This window comes from Mesorhizobium sp. B3-1-6 (assembly GCF_006439555.1).
Classification (GTDB): domain Bacteria; phylum Pseudomonadota; class Alphaproteobacteria; order Rhizobiales; family Rhizobiaceae; genus Mesorhizobium.
In genome coordinates this window covers 1-20,490 of sequence record NZ_VFTM01000010.1, presented here as the reverse complement: position 1 = coordinate 20,490, position 20,490 = coordinate 1, and the positions used below count along the sequence as shown (strand labels likewise).

General features: G+C 63.3%; 23 protein-coding genes. 7 read left to right on the top strand and 16 right to left on the bottom strand.

What is annotated here, in order from left to right; genetic code table 11:
- The first annotated feature begins 217 nt into the window (after nucleotides 1-217).
- The gene (locus FJ414_RS10905) at nucleotides 218-682 is read left to right on the top strand and encodes an NUDIX domain-containing protein (protein WP_140644390.1); all 465 of its coding nucleotides are present in this window, start codon (nucleotides 218-220) and stop codon (nucleotides 680-682) included.
- 13 nt (nucleotides 683-695) lie between these two features.
- Here FJ414_RS10905 and recO read toward each other — a convergent pair whose 3' ends face one another.
- The 6 genes from recO to FJ414_RS10875 form a co-directional block, all read right to left on the bottom strand.
- Nucleotides 696-1,454, bottom strand: a complete 759-nt coding sequence (gene recO, locus FJ414_RS10900; RefSeq protein WP_140644388.1) for a DNA repair protein RecO — start codon at nucleotides 1,452-1,454, stop codon at nucleotides 696-698.
- Nucleotides 1,455-1,512: 58 nt separating this feature from the next.
- Nucleotides 1,513-2,445: a GTPase Era gene (gene era / locus FJ414_RS10895; protein WP_181181587.1), complete on the bottom strand. Its 933-nt coding sequence runs from the start codon at nucleotides 2,443-2,445 to the stop codon at nucleotides 1,513-1,515.
- On the bottom strand, nucleotides 2,430-3,146 hold the full coding sequence (gene rnc, locus FJ414_RS10890) for a ribonuclease III (RefSeq protein WP_140644384.1): 717 nt from the start codon (nucleotides 3,144-3,146) through the stop codon (nucleotides 2,430-2,432). Before rnc ends, era begins: the two co-directional genes overlap by 16 nt.
- Before the next feature lie 4 nt (nucleotides 3,147-3,150).
- Complete coding sequence (lepB, locus tag FJ414_RS10885) at nucleotides 3,151-3,900, bottom strand: signal peptidase I (protein WP_140644382.1); 750 nt, start codon at nucleotides 3,898-3,900, stop codon at nucleotides 3,151-3,153.
- Between the two features lie 79 nt (nucleotides 3,901-3,979).
- Entirely contained in the window at nucleotides 3,980-4,393 is a 414-nt protein-coding gene (acpS, locus tag FJ414_RS10880) for a holo-ACP synthase (protein ID WP_140644380.1), read from the bottom strand.
- The gene (locus tag FJ414_RS10875; protein WP_140644378.1) at nucleotides 4,390-4,977 is read right to left on the bottom strand and encodes a DUF2062 domain-containing protein; all 588 of its coding nucleotides are present in this window, start codon (nucleotides 4,975-4,977) and stop codon (nucleotides 4,390-4,392) included. Before FJ414_RS10875 ends, acpS begins: the two co-directional genes overlap by 4 nt.
- 216 nt (nucleotides 4,978-5,193) lie before the next feature.
- Between FJ414_RS10875 and FJ414_RS10870 the strand changes: the two genes are divergently transcribed.
- Nucleotides 5,194-5,724, top strand: a complete 531-nt coding sequence (locus FJ414_RS10870; RefSeq protein WP_140644376.1) for a GNAT family N-acetyltransferase — start codon at nucleotides 5,194-5,196, stop codon at nucleotides 5,722-5,724.
- Here the strand turns inward: FJ414_RS10870 and FJ414_RS10865 are convergent.
- The 4 genes from FJ414_RS10865 to rpoZ all read right to left on the bottom strand — a co-directional run bounded on the left by FJ414_RS10865 (nucleotide 5,702) and on the right by rpoZ (nucleotide 9,554).
- On the bottom strand, nucleotides 5,702-6,085 hold the full coding sequence (locus FJ414_RS10865) for a VOC family protein (RefSeq protein ID WP_140644373.1): 384 nt from the start codon (nucleotides 6,083-6,085) through the stop codon (nucleotides 5,702-5,704). The two genes, FJ414_RS10870 and FJ414_RS10865, sit on opposite strands and share 23 nt — an antisense overlap.
- A 75-nt stretch (nucleotides 6,086-6,160) precedes the next feature.
- Nucleotides 6,161-6,739, bottom strand: coding sequence for an orotate phosphoribosyltransferase (gene pyrE, locus FJ414_RS10860; protein WP_140644371.1), 579 nt, complete (start codon nucleotides 6,737-6,739; stop codon nucleotides 6,161-6,163).
- A gap of 57 nt (nucleotides 6,740-6,796) precedes the next feature.
- Nucleotides 6,797-9,028, bottom strand: a complete 2,232-nt coding sequence (locus FJ414_RS10855) for a bifunctional (p)ppGpp synthetase/guanosine-3',5'-bis(diphosphate) 3'-pyrophosphohydrolase (RefSeq protein WP_140644369.1) — start codon at nucleotides 9,026-9,028, stop codon at nucleotides 6,797-6,799.
- Nucleotides 9,029-9,152: 124 nt separating this feature from the next.
- Complete coding sequence (gene rpoZ, locus FJ414_RS10850; RefSeq protein ID WP_140644367.1) at nucleotides 9,153-9,554, bottom strand: DNA-directed RNA polymerase subunit omega; 402 nt, start codon at nucleotides 9,552-9,554, stop codon at nucleotides 9,153-9,155.
- 304 nt (nucleotides 9,555-9,858) lie between these two features.
- On the opposite strand from rpoZ, the gene FJ414_RS10845 reads away from it, so the two are divergent.
- Together FJ414_RS10845 and FJ414_RS10840 are read left to right on the top strand one after the other, a co-directional pair.
- Nucleotides 9,859-10,440: an NYN domain-containing protein gene (locus FJ414_RS10845; RefSeq protein WP_140644365.1), complete on the top strand. Its 582-nt coding sequence runs from the start codon at nucleotides 9,859-9,861 to the stop codon at nucleotides 10,438-10,440.
- Between the two features lie 12 nt (nucleotides 10,441-10,452).
- Entirely contained in the window at nucleotides 10,453-11,109 is a 657-nt protein-coding gene (locus FJ414_RS10840; RefSeq protein ID WP_140644363.1) for a uracil-DNA glycosylase, read from the top strand.
- 32 nt (nucleotides 11,110-11,141) lie between these two features.
- Here the strand turns inward: FJ414_RS10840 and FJ414_RS10835 are convergent, their stop codons facing one another.
- Entirely contained in the window at nucleotides 11,142-11,615 is a 474-nt protein-coding gene (locus FJ414_RS10835; protein WP_140644361.1) for an Lrp/AsnC ligand binding domain-containing protein, read from the bottom strand.
- A 274-nt stretch (nucleotides 11,616-11,889) separates the two neighbouring features.
- Here FJ414_RS10835 and FJ414_RS10830 point away from each other — a divergent pair, with 274 nt between their 5' ends.
- Nucleotides 11,890-12,690: a DMT family transporter gene (locus FJ414_RS10830; RefSeq protein WP_246672362.1), complete on the top strand. Its 801-nt coding sequence runs from the start codon at nucleotides 11,890-11,892 to the stop codon at nucleotides 12,688-12,690.
- Between the two features lie 60 nt (nucleotides 12,691-12,750).
- On the opposite strand, the gene FJ414_RS10825 is transcribed toward FJ414_RS10830, so the two are convergent.
- The 3 genes from FJ414_RS10825 to dapA form a co-directional block, all read right to left on the bottom strand.
- A complete protein-coding gene (locus FJ414_RS10825) occupies nucleotides 12,751-13,461 on the bottom strand; it encodes a GH25 family lysozyme (RefSeq protein WP_140644359.1) in 711 nt (236 codons plus the stop codon).
- Between the two features lie 151 nt (nucleotides 13,462-13,612).
- Entirely contained in the window at nucleotides 13,613-14,092 is a 480-nt protein-coding gene (gene smpB / locus FJ414_RS10820; protein ID WP_041002108.1) for an SsrA-binding protein SmpB, read from the bottom strand.
- Between the two features lie 25 nt (nucleotides 14,093-14,117).
- On the bottom strand, nucleotides 14,118-14,999 hold the full coding sequence (dapA, locus tag FJ414_RS10815) for a 4-hydroxy-tetrahydrodipicolinate synthase (protein WP_140644357.1): 882 nt from the start codon (nucleotides 14,997-14,999) through the stop codon (nucleotides 14,118-14,120).
- A 466-nt stretch (nucleotides 15,000-15,465) separates the two neighbouring features.
- On the opposite strand from dapA, the gene FJ414_RS10810 reads away from it, so the two are divergent.
- Together FJ414_RS10810 and FJ414_RS10805 are read left to right on the top strand one after the other, a co-directional pair.
- The gene (locus FJ414_RS10810; RefSeq protein ID WP_140644355.1) at nucleotides 15,466-17,499 is read left to right on the top strand and encodes a lytic transglycosylase domain-containing protein; all 2,034 of its coding nucleotides are present in this window, start codon (nucleotides 15,466-15,468) and stop codon (nucleotides 17,497-17,499) included.
- Nucleotides 17,500-17,699: 200 nt separating this feature from the next.
- On the top strand, nucleotides 17,700-18,599 hold the full coding sequence (locus FJ414_RS10805) for an alpha/beta hydrolase (RefSeq protein ID WP_140644353.1): 900 nt from the start codon (nucleotides 17,700-17,702) through the stop codon (nucleotides 18,597-18,599).
- Nucleotides 18,600-18,676: 77 nt separating this feature from the next.
- Here FJ414_RS10805 and FJ414_RS10800 read toward each other — a convergent pair whose 3' ends face one another.
- Nucleotides 18,677-19,753: a site-specific integrase gene (locus FJ414_RS10800; protein ID WP_140644541.1), complete on the bottom strand. Its 1,077-nt coding sequence runs from the start codon at nucleotides 19,751-19,753 to the stop codon at nucleotides 18,677-18,679.
- Nucleotides 19,754-19,995: 242 nt separating this feature from the next.
- Nucleotides 19,996-20,490: porin (locus FJ414_RS10795; RefSeq protein ID WP_140644351.1), on the bottom strand; the 495-nt coding region annotated here is incomplete at its 5' end.

Genomic DNA, 20,490 nt, shown 5'->3' with positions numbered 1-20,490 from the left:
TAACAAGATTGGGCCGACTAACAAGATCGGGCCGACTGACGAGATCGGGCCGACTGACAAGATCGAGCATGTTTCGTCGCCGATTGCCAGCAACTTGCCGGTTCATCCCATGCCGGGCCGCCGGGGCTGATGGCATTGCCGACGGGACTGCGTGACCTCGGCAGCGAAATACTCGTGCTATTCTCGCGCGGGCGAAGAAGATGCCGCGAGGTGACCGATGCCGCAGAAAAGCGCGGGCCTGCTGATCCACAGGCGCATTGCCGGTGTGTTCGAATTCCTGCTCGTCCACCCGGGCGGGCCGTTCTGGGCAAGAAAGGATGAAGGCGCGTGGTCCATCCCGAAAGGACTGATCGGCGACAATGAGGATGAGCTGGAGGCCGCCAAACGCGAGGCCGAAGAGGAGCTCGGCGTCGCCGTCGCCGGCGATTTCCGGCCGCTCGGCGGCTACAGGCAGCCGGGCGGCAAGATCGTCATCGCGTGGAGCGTCGAGGCCGACATCGATGCGGATGCCATCAGGAGCAACATGTTCACCATGGAATGGCCGCCAAAATCGGGACGCATGAAGGAATTCCCGGAAGTGGATCGAGCCGGCTGGTTTCCATTGCCCGAAGCCGGGCTCAGGATCCTGAAGGGCCAGCGCGCCATGCTCGACGATTTCCTGGAGCGGCGGGGAGCCTATTAGGCGCTCGCCTCAGCTATCCTGCCCCGCCCGCAATCGCCTTCACCGCCGTATGGTGCCGGCGCAGCGCGGCCAGGAAGCCGGCGCGGGCGTCGGGCGGCTCGACGCCGCGCGGCTCGTAGACATGGCGGGTGAAGAAGAAGCCGGTCAGCCGGAAGGCGTCTTCCAGCGCCGCCGCATCGGCGCGCAGGCCGGAACCGCGTTGCAGGAAGGCGGGCAGCGCCAGCATCTTGTCGTGCCAGGCCGCACCGGCTTCGCGCGACACTGCGCGTCCGGATCTCGGCGAGACATAGGCGAGATCCTGCCTGGAGCCGGTCGCCGCGCATTGGCTGAGGTCGAGGCCGAAGCCCAATTCATCGAGGATGAGCAGCTCGAAGCGCGCCACCAGCTCGCCCGCCGCATCGGCATCGCCCAGATGCGAGATCATCACGGCAAGCGCCTCGTAAAGGCCGCCATGGGCATCGCGCTCGGGCAGGAGCCTGAGATGCGCGGCCATGGTCAGCAGGCCGTAGACGGCGACCGCACTGTCCATCAGCCGCGCGGCGTTCATCTCGATCGCCTCGGCCTGGAAGGTGCCCAGATGCTCGTCGAGCCGCGCCCGCCACAGAAGGTCGACGCGGTTGCCGGGCTGCAGCACCGGCTGCTGCTTGCGCGAGCGCCCTCCCCGCACCAGGCCGAGATGGCGGCCATGCGCACGCGTCATCACCTCGAGGATGGCGCTGGTTTCGCCATGCTTGCGAGTGCCGAGAACTATTCCCTCGTCGCGCCATTCCATGGGCGGAGCTTTTCACCTGTTGCGCGGCGAAATCAAGTTTGGAGCGACGCAAACCGGCTTACCCTGGAAATTCCAGCCCCATCTCGCGGTAGCGCTCGGGGTCGTCGCCCCAGTTCTCGCGCACCTTCACGAACAGGAAGAGATGCACCTTCTGCTCGAGGATGCCGGCGATTTCCATCCGCGCGGCCTGGCCGATGGCGCGGATCGTCTCGCCCTTGTGGCCGAGCACGATCTTCTTCTGGCTGTCGCGCTCGACATAGATGACCTGCTCGATGCGCACCGAGCCGTCCTTCTTCTCTTCCCATTTCTCGGTTTCGATATGCGAGGAATAGGGAAGCTCCTGATGGAGCCGCAGATAAAGCTTCTCGCGCGTGATTTCGGCCGCGAGCTGGCGCATCGGCAGGTCGGATATCTGGTCCTCTGGATAATACCAGGGACCGGCTGGAAGCGTCTCGGCGAGATAGTCGAGCAGGTCCTTGCAGCCGGAGCCGGTGAGCGCGGAGACCATGAAGGTGCGCTTGAACGGAACGCGTTCGTTCGCTGTCGCGGCCAGCGCAAGAAGCGTTTCCGGCTTGACGCGGTCGACCTTGTTGAGGACCAGAAGCATCGGCTGCCGGACGTCCTTCAGCCGGTCGAGGATGGCATCGGCGTCACCTTTGATGCCGCGCTCGGCGTCGATCAGCAGCACCACGACATCCGCGTCCTTGGCGCCGCCCCAGGCGGTGGTCACCATCGCGGTGTCCAGCCGCCGCTTCGGCTTGAAGATGCCGGGCGTGTCGACGAAGACGATCTGCGCGTTGTCATGCGTGGCGATGCCGCGCACGATGGCGCGGGTGGTCTGCACCTTGTGGGTGACGATCGACACCTTGGCGCCGACAAGCTGGTTGACCAGCGTCGACTTGCCGGCATTGGGCGCGCCGATCAGCGCGACGAAGCCGGAGCGGGTGTTGGGGCTCTCGGGGGATTGGTTTGCGGTCATGCCGCGCTCCATACGCCCTCGCGCAGCAAAAGAGTAGCCGCCGCCGCCTGCTCGGCCTCGCGCTTGGACCGGCCGCTGCCGGTCGCGGGAGCAAAAGAGCCGACCTCGACGCTGACCGTGAACAGCGGATCGTGGTCCGGTCCCTCGCGGCCGTCGATGCGGTAGGCCGGCACGGCGCCGGCGGCCGCCTGGTGCGCCCACTCCTGCAATTCGGTCTTGGCGTCGCGCCGCGCAGCCCCTGTCGCTTGCGAGCGCGGCCGCCAGTAGCGGTGGATGAACGCACGCGCCGCGTCCAGCCCGCCGTCGAGGTAGAGCACGGCTATCAGCGATTCCAGCGCATCGGCGCGTAGATTGGTGCGCTTGCGTCCCTCGAGATTGCGCACATCGGAACCGGCGCGCACGAGTTCCGGCAGGCCGATCTGTTCGGAGATTTCCGAGAGCGCCTCGGCATTGACCAGCGCGTTGAGACGCAGCGAAAGCTCGCCCTCGGCGGCATCGGGAAAGGCCGCGAGCAGCATGTCGGCCACGACAAGGCCGAGAACGCGGTCACCCAGGAATTCGAAACGCTCGTAGTCGACGCCGGCATGGGTCGAACGGGCGCTTGCATGGGTCAGCGCCCGCTGCAGGCGCTGAGGGTCGGCGAAGACATGGCCGGTGCGCTCGACAAGCGCTTCGGCGAGGGCATCGGCGGTCAAACGCTTGCTGGCCGCCATCGCTCTAGTGGACGAAATGGAACAGGCGCCCGGCGCGCATCAGCGACGGCCACTTCCATATCTCGAGCGGGCTCGCCTTGCCGGCGATCGAGAAGAAGATGACGTTGGCGCGGCCGACAAGGTTCTCGGCCGGCACATAGCCGACGGCAAAGCGGCTGTCGGAGGAATTGTCGCGATTGTCGCCCATCATGAAATAGTGCCCGGCCGGCACGACGAATTCGCGCGTGTTGTCGCCGATCGAATCGGAGTTGATGTCGAGCGTGTCGTAGCTGACGCCGTTCGGCAGCGTCTCACGATAGACATCGATCGGCCGGTTTTCCTCGGTGACATCGGGATTGTCGATCTGGCCGGTCTTTACGCGCGGCACGCCGACGTCATTGATGAAAAGCTGGCCGTCCTTCACCTGGATCTTGTCGCCGGGCAGGCCGACGACGCGCTTGATGTAGTCGACCGACGGATCCGGCGGGAACTTGAATACCACCACGTCGCCACGCTTGGGCTCGGCGCCCCAGATACGACCCGAGAAAAGATCTGGGCCGAAAGGCAGCGAGTAACGCGAATAGCCATAGGCCCATTTGGTGACAAAGAGATAGTCGCCTTCGAGCAGCGTCGGGCGCATCGAGCCCGACGGAATGGAGAAAGGCTGGAAGAGCAGCGTGCGGATGACGAGCGCGAGCAGCAGAGCCTGGATGATGACGGAGAAGGTTTCACCAAGCCCGCCGGATTTCTTCTGCGATTTTTCAGCCACGCTCATGTCGTCCTCGATTGTGCGATGTTGGTATAGAGTCTCGGCGGGCGCTGAGCAACGTCATGCCGCTCGTGGTCAAATGGAATCAATGTGGCGCTTGTTCGGCGGGCACCGCCTCGATGATCACAAAGGCTTGAGCAAGCGGGAAATCGTCGGTGATGGTGAGATGGATCAGCGCACAGTGGCCCTTCGGCAGGATTTTCTCCAGCCTGGCCGCGGCGCCGCCGGTCAGCGCCATGGTCGGCGCGCCGCTCGGCAGGTTGACCACGCCCATGTCGCGCCAGAACACGCCCTCGGCCATGCCGGTGCCCAACGCCTTGGCGCAAGCCTCCTTGGCGGCGAAGCGCTTGGCATAGGAGGCAGCGCGGGCGGCGCGCTTTTCCGACTTGGCCTGTTCGACCTCGGTATAGATGCGCTGGACGAAGCGCCGGCCGTGCCGCTCCAGCGATTTTTCGATGCGTCTGATGTCGATCAGGTCGCTGCCGATGCCGATGATCATTCCGCCGGCACTTCCCGTCCGCCCTGCCGCGCTTTCTTCTCGGCGCGCTCGACCATGCGCTTCCTGCGCTGCTCGCGAAACACGGTCATGCCCCAGCGCGTGATGGCGTAGAACACGAGTCCGAAGACGAGGCCAAGCGGCACCGCGCCAATGAGCATCGGCTCCAGAACGGGGTGCCAGAGCTTCGCGAAGGAGAGCTTGTGCATCATTTCGCCCAGATGCTCGGGCGGGCCGTGCTTCGGCAGGTGCTCATGCAGGAGCAGTTTGCCGGTTTCCCAGGACGCGCCCCACAAAAGCGGGAAGGTCAACGGATTGCCGAAGAACACGGCGCCGAGCGCCGCCGCGACCAGATTGCCGGCGATGATCCAGCACAAAACGGCAGCGACGATGAAGTGGAAGCCAAGCGGGAAGAAGGAAGCGAAAACGCCCGCGGCAACGCCGGCAGCGACGGAATGCGGCGTCGCCTTCAGCCGCAGGATGCGTTTGGAGAAATATTGCACGGAACGCGAGAACGAGCGGCGCGGCCAAAGATAAGTACGCACCCGCTCAAGGAGGCCATCAGGCTCTCGGCGTCGAAAAAGCACTCTGTTCCAGTTCCCGGTCCAACATGCGCTGCCCCTGCCACCACCGGGTCGCGCCAAACATATCTTGCGCTTCGATGGCGCAGAAAGGCAACAAGTCTTTGATATAGCGACGGCCAGGCCGCGTAACAACGAAACGCCGCCGCGATGGTCTGCCGCAGGCTGTAACAACGGCTTCATTCTGGCGAAACTGAGGAGAAGAACCAGGATGCGGAGCCGATGATCACCATTCGACTGGCGCGGGCCGAGGACGCCGAGGCATTGCCGCCTATTGAACAATCGGCCGGGGAAGCGTTCCGCGCCATTCCGGAACTGGCGTGGCTCGCCGACGGAGACAATGTCAGCCCGGAGCGGCACTGCGCGCTGATCGCCGGTGGCGCATGCTGGGTTGCCGCCGACGATCAGGACCGGCCGGTCGGGTTCCTGAGCGCCGGGATGGAGGGCGATACGCTGCATATCTGGGAGTTGGACGTTCGCCTCGACCGGCAGGGTTCGGGCATCGGCCGGGCTTTGCTTGAACGGGCGGTCGGGGACGCCAGGCAGCGCGGCCTGGCAGCGGTGACGCTGACCACGTTTCGCGACGTCCCCTGGAACGCGCCCTTCTATCAGCGGTGCGGATTTCGCATCCTGGAAGGCGCCGAGATCGACAGACGGCTGGCCGATCTGCTCAGCGACGAGGCCGATCACGGCATGGCTTTGGGCCAGCGCTGCGCCATGCGGCTCGATCTCAGTCGAGCCGGTACTCGCTGACCTCGACCAGATTATCGTCGGGATCGCGAAAATAGACCGACATCATCGGGCCGCGCGCGCCGGTGCGTAAGACCGGGCCGACTTCGATCGCCACGCCATTGGCTTCGAGGCTGGCCTGGACTTCTGCAAGCGGCACCGCCGCCACGAGGCAGAAATCGCCGGAACCGGGCGTCGGCGTCTTGGCCTTCGGCTCGAACGTGCGGCCGACCTCATGCAGGTTGATCTTCTGCGCGCCGAACAGAAGCGCGGTCGGCCGGTTCGGTTCATCCAGGCGCCGCATGCCGAGCACACGCTCGTAGAACTCGCAGCTCGCTTTCACCGAGCGGACCGTCAGCACGAAATGGTCGATGCCCGCGATCATTGCGGCCTCGGCGCGCGTCGCTGCGAAAGAGATTCAAGCGATGCGCTCAAGTGGTTGGTTTCATACATTGGGGAGTCAGATGTTGCGGCTTCCCGGCTTAACGGCGGGAATGGCGGCGAGTTCCGGCGGCAGGCGGTCGGCGGGATAGGCCGGCACCTCATATTCGGCAAGCGCGATCAGCGGCACGCCGACATCGGTCTTACCGGCCGAGCGGTCGATGATACAGGCGGCCGCCACCACTTCCGCGCCGATCTCGCGCAGGCAATCGATGGTCTCGCGGATCGACAGGCCTGTTGTGACGATGTCCTCGACGATGACGACGCGCGAGCCTTCGGCAATCTCGAAGCGGCGGAGCCTGAATTCGCCCCCTTCCCGCTCGACCCAGATCGCCGGCGCGCCGAGATGACGGGAGGTCTCATAGGCCGGGATCAGGCCGCCGATCGCCGGGCCGACGACATAGTCGATCCTGCCCGGCACCGCTTTCCGGATTTTCTCGGCCAGCGCCTTGCACAGGCGCTCGGTCTTGTCGGCATGCATGAAGACCCGCGCCTTCTGCAGGAAGACCGGACTGCGCAGGCCGGACGTCAGGATGAAATGACCTTCGAGAACGGCGCCGGCCTCGCGGAAAATGCCCAGCACTTCGTCGGTGTTCATTTTTATCCCCATTCAATCCCTGACCCGTTCCACTTTTCGCGGTCAGGGTCCAGTCATTTAGCCGTTAACGCGCCGCGCATCGCTGACGCTCGAATTGTCCTTCAGCTGCGACAGCAGCCGGTTGAGATGCTTGAGGTCCCAGACCTCGAGATCGATCAGCATCTCGGTGAAATCGGGCGCCGTGCGTATCATCGACAGCGTGTGGATGTTGGCGTCGTTGGACGCCACCACCTGGGCGATGTCGGCCAGCGAACCCGGCGCATTGATGGCGGTGACCGAGATGCGCGCCGGGAAACGTTCCTTGGTGCGTTCGTCGATGTCCCAGCGCACGTCGATCCAGCGCTCGGGCTGGTCGTCGAAGGCCTGCAGCGCCGGCGACTGGATCGGATAGATGGTAATGCCGGTTCCGGGCTGGATGATGCCGACGATGCGGTCGCCGGGCACCGCCCCTTCCGGGGCGAAGCGCACCGGCAGGTCGCCGCGCACGCCACGGATCGGCACCGCGCCATCGCGCTGCTGGTCCTTGTCCTTCTTCGCGGCGCGGGTGCCGGGCATCTGGAACAGCATGCCGGCGGCGTTGCGGATCTTCGACCAGCCTTCCTCGCGCTGCTTGGGCGGCGCGACGGTGACGCGCTCGTCCTTATAGTCGGGGAAGACCGCTTTCATGACATCGGTGGAGCTCAGTTCGCCGCGGCCGACCGAGGCCAGCACGTCCTCGATGTCCTTGCGCGCCAGCCGGTGCAGAACCGGCTTCAGGCTCTCCTTGGTGAAGGTCTTGCCGGCGCGCTCGAAGGCGCGCTCGAGAATGCGGGCGCCGAGACCGGAATATTGCTTGCGTATCGCATTCTTGGTGGCGCGGCGGATGGCGGCCCGCGCCTTGCCGGTGACCACGACCGATTCCCAGGCGGCGGGCGGCACCTGCGCCTTGGAGCGGATGATCTCGACCTCGTCGCCGTTCTTGAGCTCCGTCATCAAGGGCATGATACGGCCATTGACCTTGGCGCCGACGCAGGTGTCGCCGACATCCGTGTGGACGGCGTAGGCGAAGTCGATCGGGGTGGCGCCGCGCGGCAGCGCGATCAGCATGCCCTTGGGCGTGAAGCAGAACACCTGGTCCTGGAATAGTTCCAGCTTGGTGTTTTCGAGGAAATCCTCGGGATTGTCGCCTTCGGCCAATTGCTCGATGGTGCGCCGCAGCCAGGCATAGGCGTTGGTCTCCCTGGAGATCGCGTGGCCGGCGCCGTTCGTCTTGCCGCCGCTGTCCTTGTAGATCGAATGCGCGGCGACGCCATATTCGGCGATTTTGTTCATCTCCTTGGTGCGGATCTGCAATTCGACGCGCTGGCGCGACGGGCCGACGATGGTGGTGTGGATGGAACGGTAGTCGTTCTGCTTCGGCGTCGAGATGTAGTCCTTGAAGCGGCCGGGCACCATCGACCAGGTGGTGTGGATGGCGCCAAGCGCGCGGTAGCAGTCATCGACGGAATCGACCACGACGCGGAAACCGAAAATGTCGGAGAGCTGCTCGAAGGAAAGCGCCTTGGCCTCCATCTTGCGGAACACCGACCACGGCTTCTTCTGCCGGCTCTTCACGCTCGCCTTGATGGCGTGCTTCTCGAACAGGCCCGATAGCGCCGTCTCGATCTCCTGCAGGACGCCCTTGTTGCGCTCGAAAATCTCGGCAAGCCTTGCGGTAACGGCGCGATAAGCCTCCGGATTGATGTAACGGAAGGCGATTTCTTCCAGTTCCTCGCGCATGCCCTGCATGCCCATGCGCCCGGCCAAGGGCGCATAGATGTCCATCGTCTCCTCGGCGATGCGCAGGCGCTTGGACTCGGGCATATGATCGAGCGTGCGCATGTTGTGCAGGCGGTCGGCGAGCTTGACCAGAAGAACGCGAATATCCTCGGAGATCGCGAGCAGGAGCTTGCGCAAATTCTCCGCCTGCTCGGCCTTCTTCGAGACCAGGTCGAGCTTCTTCAGCTTGGTGAGGCCTTCGACCAGCTTGCCCATTTCCGGACCGAACAGCTCGTCGATCTCGGCTCTTGTCGCCGTCGTGTCCTCGATCGTGTCGTGCAGCAAGGCAACAGCGATCGTCGCCTCGTCCATATGCATGTCGGTGAGGATGGCGGCGACTTCGAGCGGATGCGAGAAATAGGGATCGCCGGAGGCGCGTTTCTGGTGGCCATGCTTCTGCATGGCATAGACATAAGCCTTGTTGAGCAGCGCCTCGTTGACGTCAGGCTTGTAGCGCTGGACGCGCTCGACAAGCTCATACTGACGCATCATGGGCGGGATCTCGCGGTGCTGAAATGATTGATGCGCCGCACTGGCGTGCGACGCACCTCATAGATAGCCACGAAACCTAAGATACGGAAGTCCTGGATGGTTGATCCAACCCGGACAATAGCTCTTAGTAGTCGTCGCTCTTTTCGGGCGGCACCAGACCTTCGATGCCGGCGAGCAGATCTTCCTCGCTCATGCGGTCGAACGTAACGTTCTCCTCGGCGTCGTCGGTGTCGGCAGCAGCGACGGTCGCGCCGGTCTCGTCGGTGATCGCCTCGCCCTCGGCTTCCGGCTCGTCGACCTCGACATGCTTCTGCAGCGAATGGATCAGGTCTTCCTTGAGGTCGTCGGGCGACAGCGTCTCGTCGGCGATCTCGCGCAGCGCGATGACAGGGTTCTTGTCATTGTCGCGCGGAACGGTGATCTGCGCGCCCTGGCTGATCTGGCGGGCGCGGTGGCCGGCGAGCAGCACGAGTTCAAAACGGTTGTCGACCTTGTCGATGCAATCTTCAACGGTTACGCGGGCCATGGACTGCCCCTTTCATGCGATGGATTTGATGGAAAGCTGGCGCGCTCCATAACGCGGGCGCGGCCGAAATACAAGCTTCATGGCGTCGACGTCAGCTTTGCGGGTCGTTGCCTGGCTCATCACCGCGCTACGCCATGAAACTGCCCATATAGTGGCGATCACAATTGCTTGCAATGCAGGGGCCCGCCCTTGGATATCCACAAATTGCGCGTTATCTCGGATGTGACGGCACCGCGGCCCATTTGTCGGACCTATTCGTCAAACGCTTTTAGACGACAGAAATTTTCGAAAGGAATGTTTTTCAATGTTCGATCCCCGTGAAAAGATCGCTCTTTTCATCGACGGCGCCAATCTCTATGCCACATCCCGGGCGCTGGGCTTCGACATCGACTACCGCAAGCTCCTGTCGAGCTTCCAGAAGCGCGGCTATCTGTTGCGCGCCTACTATTACACCGCGCTGGTCGAGGATCAGGAATATTCATCGATCCGGCCGCTGATCGACTGGCTCGACTATAACGGCTTCAAGGTGGTGACGAAGCCCGCCAAGGAATTCACCGACTCAACCGGCCGCCGCAAGATCAAGGGCAACATGGACATCGAGCTGACCGTCGATGCGCTGGAGCTCGCCGATGTCGTCGATCACTATGTGATCTTCTCCGGCGACGGCGACTTCCGCACACTGGTCGAAGCGCTGCAGCGGCGCGGCCGCAAGGTGTCGATCATCTCGACCATGGCCTCGCAACCGCCGATGATCTCCGACGACCTGCGCCGCCAGGCCGATCATTTCATCGACCTGATGTCGCTGAAGAGCGAAGTCGGCCGCGACCCGTCCGAGCGGCCCGCGCGCCGGCCGGAACCTGCCGAGGTCGACGAGGACGATTATTGACGGGCGGTGGCGTTGAGCGCCGCGCCCTCCCCCGAACCCGACCGTGACTGCCCGCTTTGCCCGCGGCTGCATGATCTCATCGCGGCTTGGCGCGAGCGCGAGCCCGGCTGGTTCAACGCGCCGGTGCCGACCTTCCTGCCGCCGGAAGGCGAAGATTCAGTCCGCCTGCTGATCGTCGGGCTGGCGCCCGGCCTGCGCGGCGCCAACCGCACGGGACGCCCCTTCACCGGCGACTACGCCGGCGACCTGCTCTACGGCACGATGATCGCGCATGGCCTGGCGCGCGGCGAGTTCAAGGCAAGGCCGGATGACGGGCTCGAGCTTGTCGGCGCGGCCATCACCAATGCGGTGCGCTGCGTGCCGCCGGAGAACAAGCCGATTGGCGCCGAGATCGCCACCTGCCGGACCTTTCTCAAGCCGACCATCGCGCGCTTTCCCAATCTCAGCGCCATACTGACGCTGGGCTCGATCGCGCATCAGTCGACGGTGCGGGCATTGGGCGAGCGCGTGGCGGCCATTCCGTTCCGCCATGGCGGCCGGCAGCAGGCCGGCGGCGTCGCGCTGTTTTCCAGCTATCACTGCTCGCGCTACAACACCAATACGGGCGTGCTGACACAGGAGATGTTCGTCAATGTGTTCAAGGAGATTGCGGCGTTCCTGAAGACCTAGATTCAGGCGCCCTGGAGTAATCCCGCGCCCGCTTATACCGGCAGCAGCGCATCCGGCTTCACCTCGCCGATCGAGGCGTAAGTGTGCGTCTCCTTCACCCCGGGCAACGGTAGGATGACCCGGGTCAGAAAATCCTGATAAGCGGCCATTTCCGAGATACGCGCCTTTACCAGATAGTCGAAGCCGCCCACGACCATATGGCATTCCAGCACCTCAGGCGCCTTGATAACAGCTTCGGCGAAACGCTCGAAAATATGAGGCGCCGTATGATCGAGGCGTACCTCGATGAAGACCAGCGTGCCGCGGCCGATCTTGGCGGGATCGAGCACGGCTCTGACCGCGATGATGTAACCTTCGCGGTACAGTCGTTTCACCCGCTGGCTCGTGCCGGTCGGCGACAAGCCGACACGCGCCGCCAGATCAAGCGTAGTGCGACGCCCATCCTCCTGCAGCAGCCGAAGAAGATTGCGGTCGACCGCGTCGAGGTAGCTTGCTTCTTGATTCACTTTAAAACTGCCTTTTTGATGTGAATTCCGCTATCATTTTCGAAAAACAGCGTATTTCAACACAGAGGGCTGAACAATAGTCTGCGCTTTCGCCGCAGCGGTGGAGACGGTCTTCACCTCCGACGACCTTATGGGTGGCAAGTCGTGGCAGACGCAGATGACGCAGGGAACACGAGACTGGCGATTATCGCCGGCCTCACCATGATCGGCATCTACGCTATCCAATTCGTCGCCGCTCGCTTCAGCCTCCGGGAGCATTCTGACGGCGACAGATTTGGCCGTTTTGCGCTTTGGCGGCGCGGGGGTGGTCTTTCTGCCGATCGTCTGGCGCAGCGGCTTCGCTCCCATGAGGGCGCTGGGCTGGCGACGGGCTCTGGCGTTGGCGGCACTGGCAGGCTTGCCTTATCCGCTGATCATCAATTGGGGCCTGACCTATGCGCCTGCCGCCCACGCGGCCGCGCTCTGTCCTGCGTCGATCGTCTTCTTTTCGTCCCTGCTGTCGCGCGTCTTCTTCGACGACGGCGTTTCGCAACGACGGACAATCGGCGTCGGCGCGATCATCGCCGGGCTGTTGCTGTTCATCGCCGCGGCGCGTGGCGGCACCGGCGGCGCCCTGATCGGCGACGTGCTGTTCATCGGATCGGGCCTCATGTTTTCGACTTATGCCGTTCTCGTGAGGCTATGGCGTGCCGATCCGGTCACGGCGACGGCCGCGGTGGTGCTCCTGTCGTGCCTGCCGTTGCCGGTTCTCTATCTCTTGGCGCCAAGCCATATCCATGCCGCGGCGGCTACGGAGATCGTCAGCCAGATCGTGATCCAAGGGATTCTGGCCGGCGCGGCGGCCATGTTCCTCTACACCTACATCGTCCGGCAAATGGGGCCGCAGGCGGCGTCCCTGTTCCTGCCCGGCATACCGATCGCAACGGTGATTGTCGGCATGGCGGTACTCGGCGAAACGCCGATGGCCATCCAGTTCGCAGCCATCGCGATCATGGCAGCGGGAATGGCCTTCTCGGCGACCGGAAGACCTAGTGCCGGCGCAAGCCTGAATGTACCGGCGTCACGCGGATCATGAGACTTTTCAGCGATATACGCAAAACGCCGCAGAAACAGATTCAAGGCTGCCGCCGGGCACTCACGGCGTCGGCGCAAACAACACGGCCAGCGTCTCGCGGCTGCCCTTCAAAACGTTGAGATCGACATCGCCTTCGATGCCGTCGACGCGGCCCATGTTGTGATATTGCCAGTAGATCCAGTCGTTCCCGCGCGGCCTGATCGCCAGTGACCGCAGCCAGTGCTGGCGATTGAGGATGGTGCCGGAATAGGCGTCCGCCGCCTCGTCGGTCAGATAGAAAATCGCCTGCTTGCCGAACGCCGTCTCGACCGGGCCGAGGAAGGCGGCGAGCTCGGCGTTCAACTGTTCCGGAGACGGACGCTGCGGGCAGTTGCCGCCGAACTCGATGTCGACCACCGGCGGCAGAAGCGGCTCGCCGCGCGGCACCACCGCAATGAAGTTCCTCGCCTGATCGGCGCCGGGGCGGCAGAAGGTGAAGAAATGATAGGCGCCGACCGCCAGGCCGGCCGCGCGGGCCTCGCGCAGGTTGGTTGCGAATTGGGTATCGACATGGGTGCCGCCTTCGGTTGCCTTGATGATCGCGAAGGCGACATCGTCTGCCGCGACGCGTTGCCAGTCGATCTTGCCCTGATGGTGGGAGACGTCGATGCCTCGGATCGGGAACTCCGCGCGGTCCGGCGAAAAGCCACGGAACCACAAATAGGCGCCTGCCACGACGGCGCAGGCGACAACCACGCCGGCAAGGCCCCAGAAAACAATCCGCTTCCCCAAGACCCGTCCCCGTCGGAAGGTGAGAATTGCGCCGGACCAGAGAGCCGGCCGGTGGCTTTTTTCAGGCGGCCTGTTTCGCCGGCGGCGAAAGCTCTTTTGTTTTGACGCAATTCCGAACGGAAAACCGCTACGCACTTTTCCTGGAATTGCTTTAGCCGCGCTCCTTCAGCAGCCGGCCCTTTTCGCGCGACCAGTCGCGCTGCTTTTCGGTCTCGCGCTTGTCGTGCAATTTCTTGCCCCGGGCGATCGCCAGCAGCAGCTTGGCGCGGCCGCGGTCGTTGAAATAGATCTTCAGCGGCACCAGCGTCATGCCTTCGCGCTCGACGCTTTGCGAGAGCTTGGCCATCTCGCGCTTCGAGACCAGCAGTTTGCGGCGGCGGCGCGGCTCGTGGTTGAAGCGGTTGGCCTGCAGATATTCCGGCAGATAGGAGTTGATCAGCCAGATCTCGCCGCCTTCGGCCGAGGCATAGCTCTCCTGGATGTTGGCCTGGCCCTGGCGCAGCGACTTGACCTCGGTGCCGGTCAGCACCAAGCCGGTCTCGATCGTGTCGAGCACCTCATAGGAAAAGCGCGCCTTGCGGTTTTCGGCGACCGTCCTGTTGTTGGGGTCGGCTTTCTTGACTTGATTCATAATGCGGAGAGGTGGCGCCTCATCCCTAATTAATCAAGCCGGCGTGCTTGAGCGCCGCGTCGATCTTTTGCGCGGTCGAAGCCTCGACCGTCACCAGCGGCGAGCGCACCACGTTCTCGATCCTGCCCAGCTTCGAGAGCGCGTATTTCGACCCGGAAACGCCGGGCTCCATGAAGATCGCCTCGTGGAGCGGCAGTAGCCGATCCTGCAGGTCGAGCGCCTTGGCGCTGTCGCCGGAGAGTGTCGCTTCCTGGAATTCGGCACAGAGCCGTGGCGCGACATTCGAGGTGACCGAAATGCAGCCGACACCGCCATGGGCGTTGAAGCCGAGGGCGGATGCATCCTCGCCGGAGAGCTGGATGAAATCCTCGCCGCAGTGCATGCGCTGATAGGAGACGCGCTCGACCTTGCCAGTCGCGTCCTTGACGCCGGCGATGTTCTTGAAGTCGTGGCGCAGCCTGCCCATCGTCTCCGGCGTCATGTCGATCACCGAACGCGGCGGGATATTGTAGATGATGATCGGCAGCCTGGTCGCCCTGGCGACGGCGGCGAAATGCTCATAGAGTCCGCGCTGCGTGGGCTTGTTGTAATAGGGCGTGACCACCAGCGCTGCATCGGCGCCGGCCTTTTCGGCGTATTGAACCAGCCCGACCGCTTCCTCGGTGTTGTTGGAGCCCGCGCCGGCCACGACGGGCACCCTGCCCTTGGCCACCTCGATGCAGACCTTGACGACCTGACGGTGCTCCTCATGCGACAGCGTCGGCGACTCGCCGGTGGTGCCGACGGGAACGAGACCTTTGGTGCCCTCGGCGATCTGCCATTCGACAAACGAGCGAAAGGCTTTCTCGTCGAAGCGCCCGCTCTTTTCGAACGGTGTCACGAGCGCAGTCAGCGAGCCTCTCAGCATGTCGTCCAAACTCCTTGGAACTTTGTCGGTTTATGCGTGTCGTCGTCCCAAAACCGGTTCCCACTTTTGGGCGACATGCATCGGTGTTCATTAGATCGGTTGGTTGCGCGCCTTCTACCCGAAAGCGAAGCCGCGCACCATAGTCTCGACATGGTTCAGCGGCAAGCATCGGCGTAGTGCCAGTGTCGTGGTTTTCGATGTTCGCCAGACGTTGATATCAGGCTCAGGGCGAACATCGAAAACCAAAACGACACTGGATTCGACAGTTGGCTGGTGTCCCTGCGATTCTGAAATTCGCGCCGCAACCGATATCAAGGTCATGTGAATTTCAGAATCGGGACACCAGTAAGCGCAATTCGAACGACCTCGATAACCTTTTGTTTACGAGCCCTTCACGACCTAAGTTTAGGCTTCGCATCGGGTTCTCAAATGCCCGCGCCTGCTGACGATGTGCTAGGATCGTAAAATGCCGACGAGGCGGCCCCATCTTTTCGCGCTTTTGGGCGCGATCGTCGCGCTGATGCCCACCGTGGCGATCGGCGGCAGCGTCGATGTGCGCGCGACGGCCTCGATTCCGGCACCCGATGCGCCGCAGGCGACGGGCCAGATGTCGACCGCCCCCGACATAGCGCAACTGAAGAGCGGGCTCGATGCGCTCGCCGCCAACAACATCGTCGGCGCGCGCAATGCGCGCGACACGCTGCCCGCCACCTCGCTCGACCGGCACATCCTTGCCTGGGCGATCGCGCTTTACGGCGGCGATCAGGTGCCGAGCGGCGAGATCGCCAACGCGGCCAAGATGCTGCCGGGATGGCCTGGCACGATCGCGTTGCGCAAGAACAGCGAGCGCGCGCTCTATCGCGAGAACCCGCCGCCGCAAGTGGTGGTGCAGGCCTTCGGCCGCAGCCAGCCGCTGACGCCCGAGGGTGTGATCATTCTTGCCCGCTCGCAGATGGCGCTGGGCAACCAGGCCGCGGCGCGCGCGGTGCTGGTGCCGTTCTGGCGCACCGAGAAGCTGGAAGCAAAGGACGAGGCGACCGTCATCAAGGAGTTCGGCGCGCTGATCCCGGCGGCCGACCATCGCTACCGCATGGAGCGCATGTTCTATGCCGACCGGCCGTCCTCGGCGCTGAGGGTCGCCGGCCTCGCCGGAGCACAGCCCCTGGCGGATGCCTGGGCGGCTGCCGACAAGGGCGACAAGAACGCCGCCAAGCTGTTGAAGGCGGTACCCGCCGCGCAGCGCTCCGCCGGCTATTTCTTCGCCGAGGCGGAATATCTACGCAAGCAGCAGAAATTCGCCGATGCCGCGGCAATCGTCATGAAGGCGCCGACCGATCGCGATTTGCTGGTCGACCCCGATGCCTGGTGGGTCGAACGCCGCGTGCTGGCGCGTGAGCTGGTCGACCAGGGCGACATGAAGACCGCCTACAAGATCGTCTCCATGCACGCCGCCGAGAGCCCGCTGAACGCCGCCGAAGCCGAATTCCACGCCGGCTGGTATGCATTGCGCGGCCTCAACGACCCGGCGACCGCCGCCGGGCATTTCACGCGCATCACCGAATTCGCCCAGGGACCGGTGTCGCTGTCGCGCGCCTATTACTGGCTCGGCCGCGCGGCGGAAGTCGGCGGCCCGGGCAACGCCAAGGATTATTTCACGCGTGCGGCCGGCTACGGCACGACCTTCTACGGCCAGCTCGCGGGCGAGCGCGTGGGCTTGAGAACGCTCAACATCGTCTATCCGAAACCGAGTGCCGCCGACCGACAGAGCTTTGACAATCGAGAAGCAGTCGGCGCGATCAAGCGGCTGCAGGAAGCAGGCTACGACCGCTACGCCGAGACGCTCTACCGCGACCTTGCCGGGCAACTGACCAGCCCGGGCGAACTGGCGCTGCTTGCGGTGCTGGCCGAAAAGCAGGGCAACCATTTCATGGCGCTGAAGGTCGGCAAGATCGCCGCGCAGCGCGGCATCGATGTCGGCGCGCTTTCGCATCCGCTGGGTGTCATTCCCGATTCGGCCAACATTTCGGGGTCCGGCAAGGCGCTCGCCTATGCCATCGCCCGCCAGGAAAGCGAGTTCAATATCGGCGCCGTTTCGAGCGCCGGCGCGCGCGGCCTGCTGCAGTTGATGCCGGGCACCGCCAAGCAATTGGCGAAGAAGGCCGGCATGACCTTCTCGCAGGCGCGGCTGACGACCGATGCCGGCTACAACGCGACGCTGGGCTCGGCCTTCCTCGGCGAACAGCTCGACCGCTTCGGCGGCTCCTACGTGCTGACCTTCGCCGGCTACAATGCCGGCCCGAACCGCGCCGCCCAATGGGCGGTGAAATACGGCGATCCGCGCGGCAAGGACATCGATGCGGTCGTCGACTGGATCGAGCGGATTCCCTACACGGAAACAAGAAGTTACGTGCAGCGCGTGATGGAGAATTATGAGGTTTATAAGATGCGTATTTCAGGGAAATACGACATCGTGGGCGACCTCGTGAACGGGCGCAGTTGAAGTTCTTTCCTTCTCCCCTTGTGGGCCTGTTGCGCTCCAGGAAACGCCGACGTCTCACTCCGCTGGAAAACCCCTCATCCGTCTCGGCGCTGACGCGCCGATCCACCTTCTCCCGCAAGGGGAGAAGGAAAGAACTCCCCATTTGACGATCCCTGCCCTCGCCTGTAGCTGTCGATCATCCAGCGAGGAGCGGCATTGCGATGGCGAGCGACGAAGGTTTCTCCGACTTCTTTTATCCCGCGCCCGACGGACTGAAACTCCATGCGCGGATCTATGGCGAACCGAATGCCAAGGGCTGCCCGGTAGTCTGCCTGCCCGGCCTCACCCGCAATGCGCGCGACTTTCATGAACTCGCGATCCATCTTTCCAGGAAAACGGAGATCCCCCGGAAAGTCATTGCCTTCGACTACCGCGGCCGCGGGCAATCTGGCCACGATCCCGATATCGGCCACTATAAAGTCGGGGTCGAAGCCGGCGACGTGCTTGCCGGGCTGTCTGCGCTCGGCATCGAACAGGCCGCCTTCGTCGGCACGTCGCGCGGCGGCCTGATCACCCATGTGCTCGGCGCATTGAAGCCGGCGGTGCTGAAAGCCGTCGTCCTGAACGACATCGGCCCAGTGATCGAGGCGGAAGGCCTCGCCCATATCCGCTCCTATCTCGACCGTGCGCCGAAACCGAAGACCTTCGCCGAGGCGGTCGCGGCCCAGCGGCGCGTGCACGGCGCCGACTTCCCGGCGCTCACCGACGCCGACTGGGCGCGGATGGTCCGGGCGATCTGCCGCGAAACGGATGCCGGCTGGGTGCCGGATTTCGATCCGGCCCTGGTCGACACGCTGGCCGGCATCGATTTCAGCAAGCCGTTACCGGATCTGTGGCCGCAGTTCGACGCGCTCGCCGCCATTCCACTGCTCGCCATTCGCGGCGCAAACTCGAAACTGCTTTCCACGGCGACGCTTCAAGCGATGCAGGAGCGGCACCCCGGCATGGAACAGATCACCGTCGAAGGCCAGGGCCACGCGCCCTTCCTCGAAACCGGTGACTTGCCTGGAAAGATTGCCGCATTCCTCGATCGGATCGAATATCGAGTAGAAATGAAATAAAGCCCGAGACTATGTCAGTCCCGGGCTTACCATCCAAATATAGATTTGCGCATGCCGGCGGGAGCGATCCGCTCGGTCTACTCGCCTTTCGAGCGCTTGCGGGGCGCCTTGGCCGGCTCCGGCCGTTTCGCTTTCCGAGACGGCGGGGCAGAGGTCGGCGTCGTGAGGGGCGAAGCGAAGACGGAGGCTTCGGCCGAGCGGGACGACGCTTCGTCGCCGCGCGGTTTCTCGAGAACGACGACACAGCCATCGAGATCGTTGGTGGCCAGGTGCGCGTAACGCATGGTCATCGACAACGTCTGATGGCCCAGCCACATCTGGACGCGCCTTATGTCGATACCGCCCTGGACCAGACGTGAAGCGCAGGTGTGACGCAGGATGTGCGGCACCACCTGTTCGTCGGCGCCGAGACCGACTTCCGTCTTCGCCTCGTTCCAGATCGCGCGGTACTGCGCTTGGGTGAGCTTGGTGAACGGGCCTTTCGGCCGGCGTCCTTCCGTGTTCGGTGGCAGCTTGATGACTTCCTTGACGCGCTCGGTCATCGGAATGGTTCGGCTGCGGCCGGATTTGGTGATCCAGAAGGAGACGCGATGTTCCTGGATGTCGTTCCAGATCAGGCCGAGCGCCTCGCCGAGGCGGCAGCCGGTATCGACCAGGAAGACGGAAAGCCTGTAGGCATCCTCGCTGCGGCTCCTGATCGCCGCGAACAGCCTTGCTTCTTCGTCCCTTTCGAGGAAACGAATCCGTCCCGCCCGCTCCTTCTGGCGGCGGAACTCGGGCAGGCTGTGTATATCTCCCATCTTATGCGCCTTACGCAGCAATTTGCTGAGGGCAGCCATCTTGCGATTGATGGTTGCGTTGCTGTTGCCGCGCTGGCGCAATGTACCGATAAGATTGTCCAGGGTGTTCTGGTCGAAGGTACTGAAACGCTCTCCCAGAAGGATCTCGTCTATTTCACCGATGAAAGAGCTAACATTGTATTTATGCCGCCCATCATCCCAGAGTATATCTCGATAAGCTGCGAAAAGCTCTCCGATCCTATACGACTTTACTTCTCGGATCTTGTTGTAGGTGTATCGAAAGTTCGAATTCTGAGAAGAAAATACCGCAAAATGACCAGAGGGCTCACCCTCTTGAACCGCTTCGTTCGACATTTTAGCCACACCCCCTGTGGTTAAGGGACCAGCCCTAACCGCTTGAGAGTGTCCTTTCAAGAGTTTTCGAATCTTATCGACGATCTCATCCGCCAGCGCGGAACCCACAAGATCGATCAACAGACTCGATCAGCTTACCGTTTCACCCCCATCCTTTCGTTCGAATTGCCGCAGTCGCGGAAACAAAGACGGCCCGGGCGTGGAAGCGCCCGGGCCGGATTTCACCTGTAGGGTTCCAGCCCTTAGAAGTCGCGCTGGAAGCGGACGAAGCCGCCGAGAGCGTTCTTCTTGCCGTCCGGGATACCGGTCCAGTTGAAGCCGTTGTTGTCGTGGTCGTTGTGGGCCCAGTCGAGTTCGGTGATGACCGAGAAGCCGGGAACGATCGTGTAGGCAACGTTCGCCGCGAGACCGAATTCCTTGGCTTCGTCATACGAAACCTGAAGGTTGAACGAGGTCTTCTCGTTGAACTTGTAGGTACCACCGCCCCACACTGCCCAGTTGCCACCCCACACCTTGTAGAAGTTGCGCGGAGCATTGTCGTCGGTGCCGTAGCCGCCCATGATGAACAGCGAGAAGGCATCGTTGACGTTCACATCCAAGCGAACCTTGCCGGCCCACTCTTCCCAGTTGCTGTTGTAAGCAACGACGCCGCTGATGCCGCCCCAGCCCTGCGTGTACTTCACGCCGCCGACGATATGCGGAACGTAGCTGTCGATCGTGCCGACGCCATAGCCATA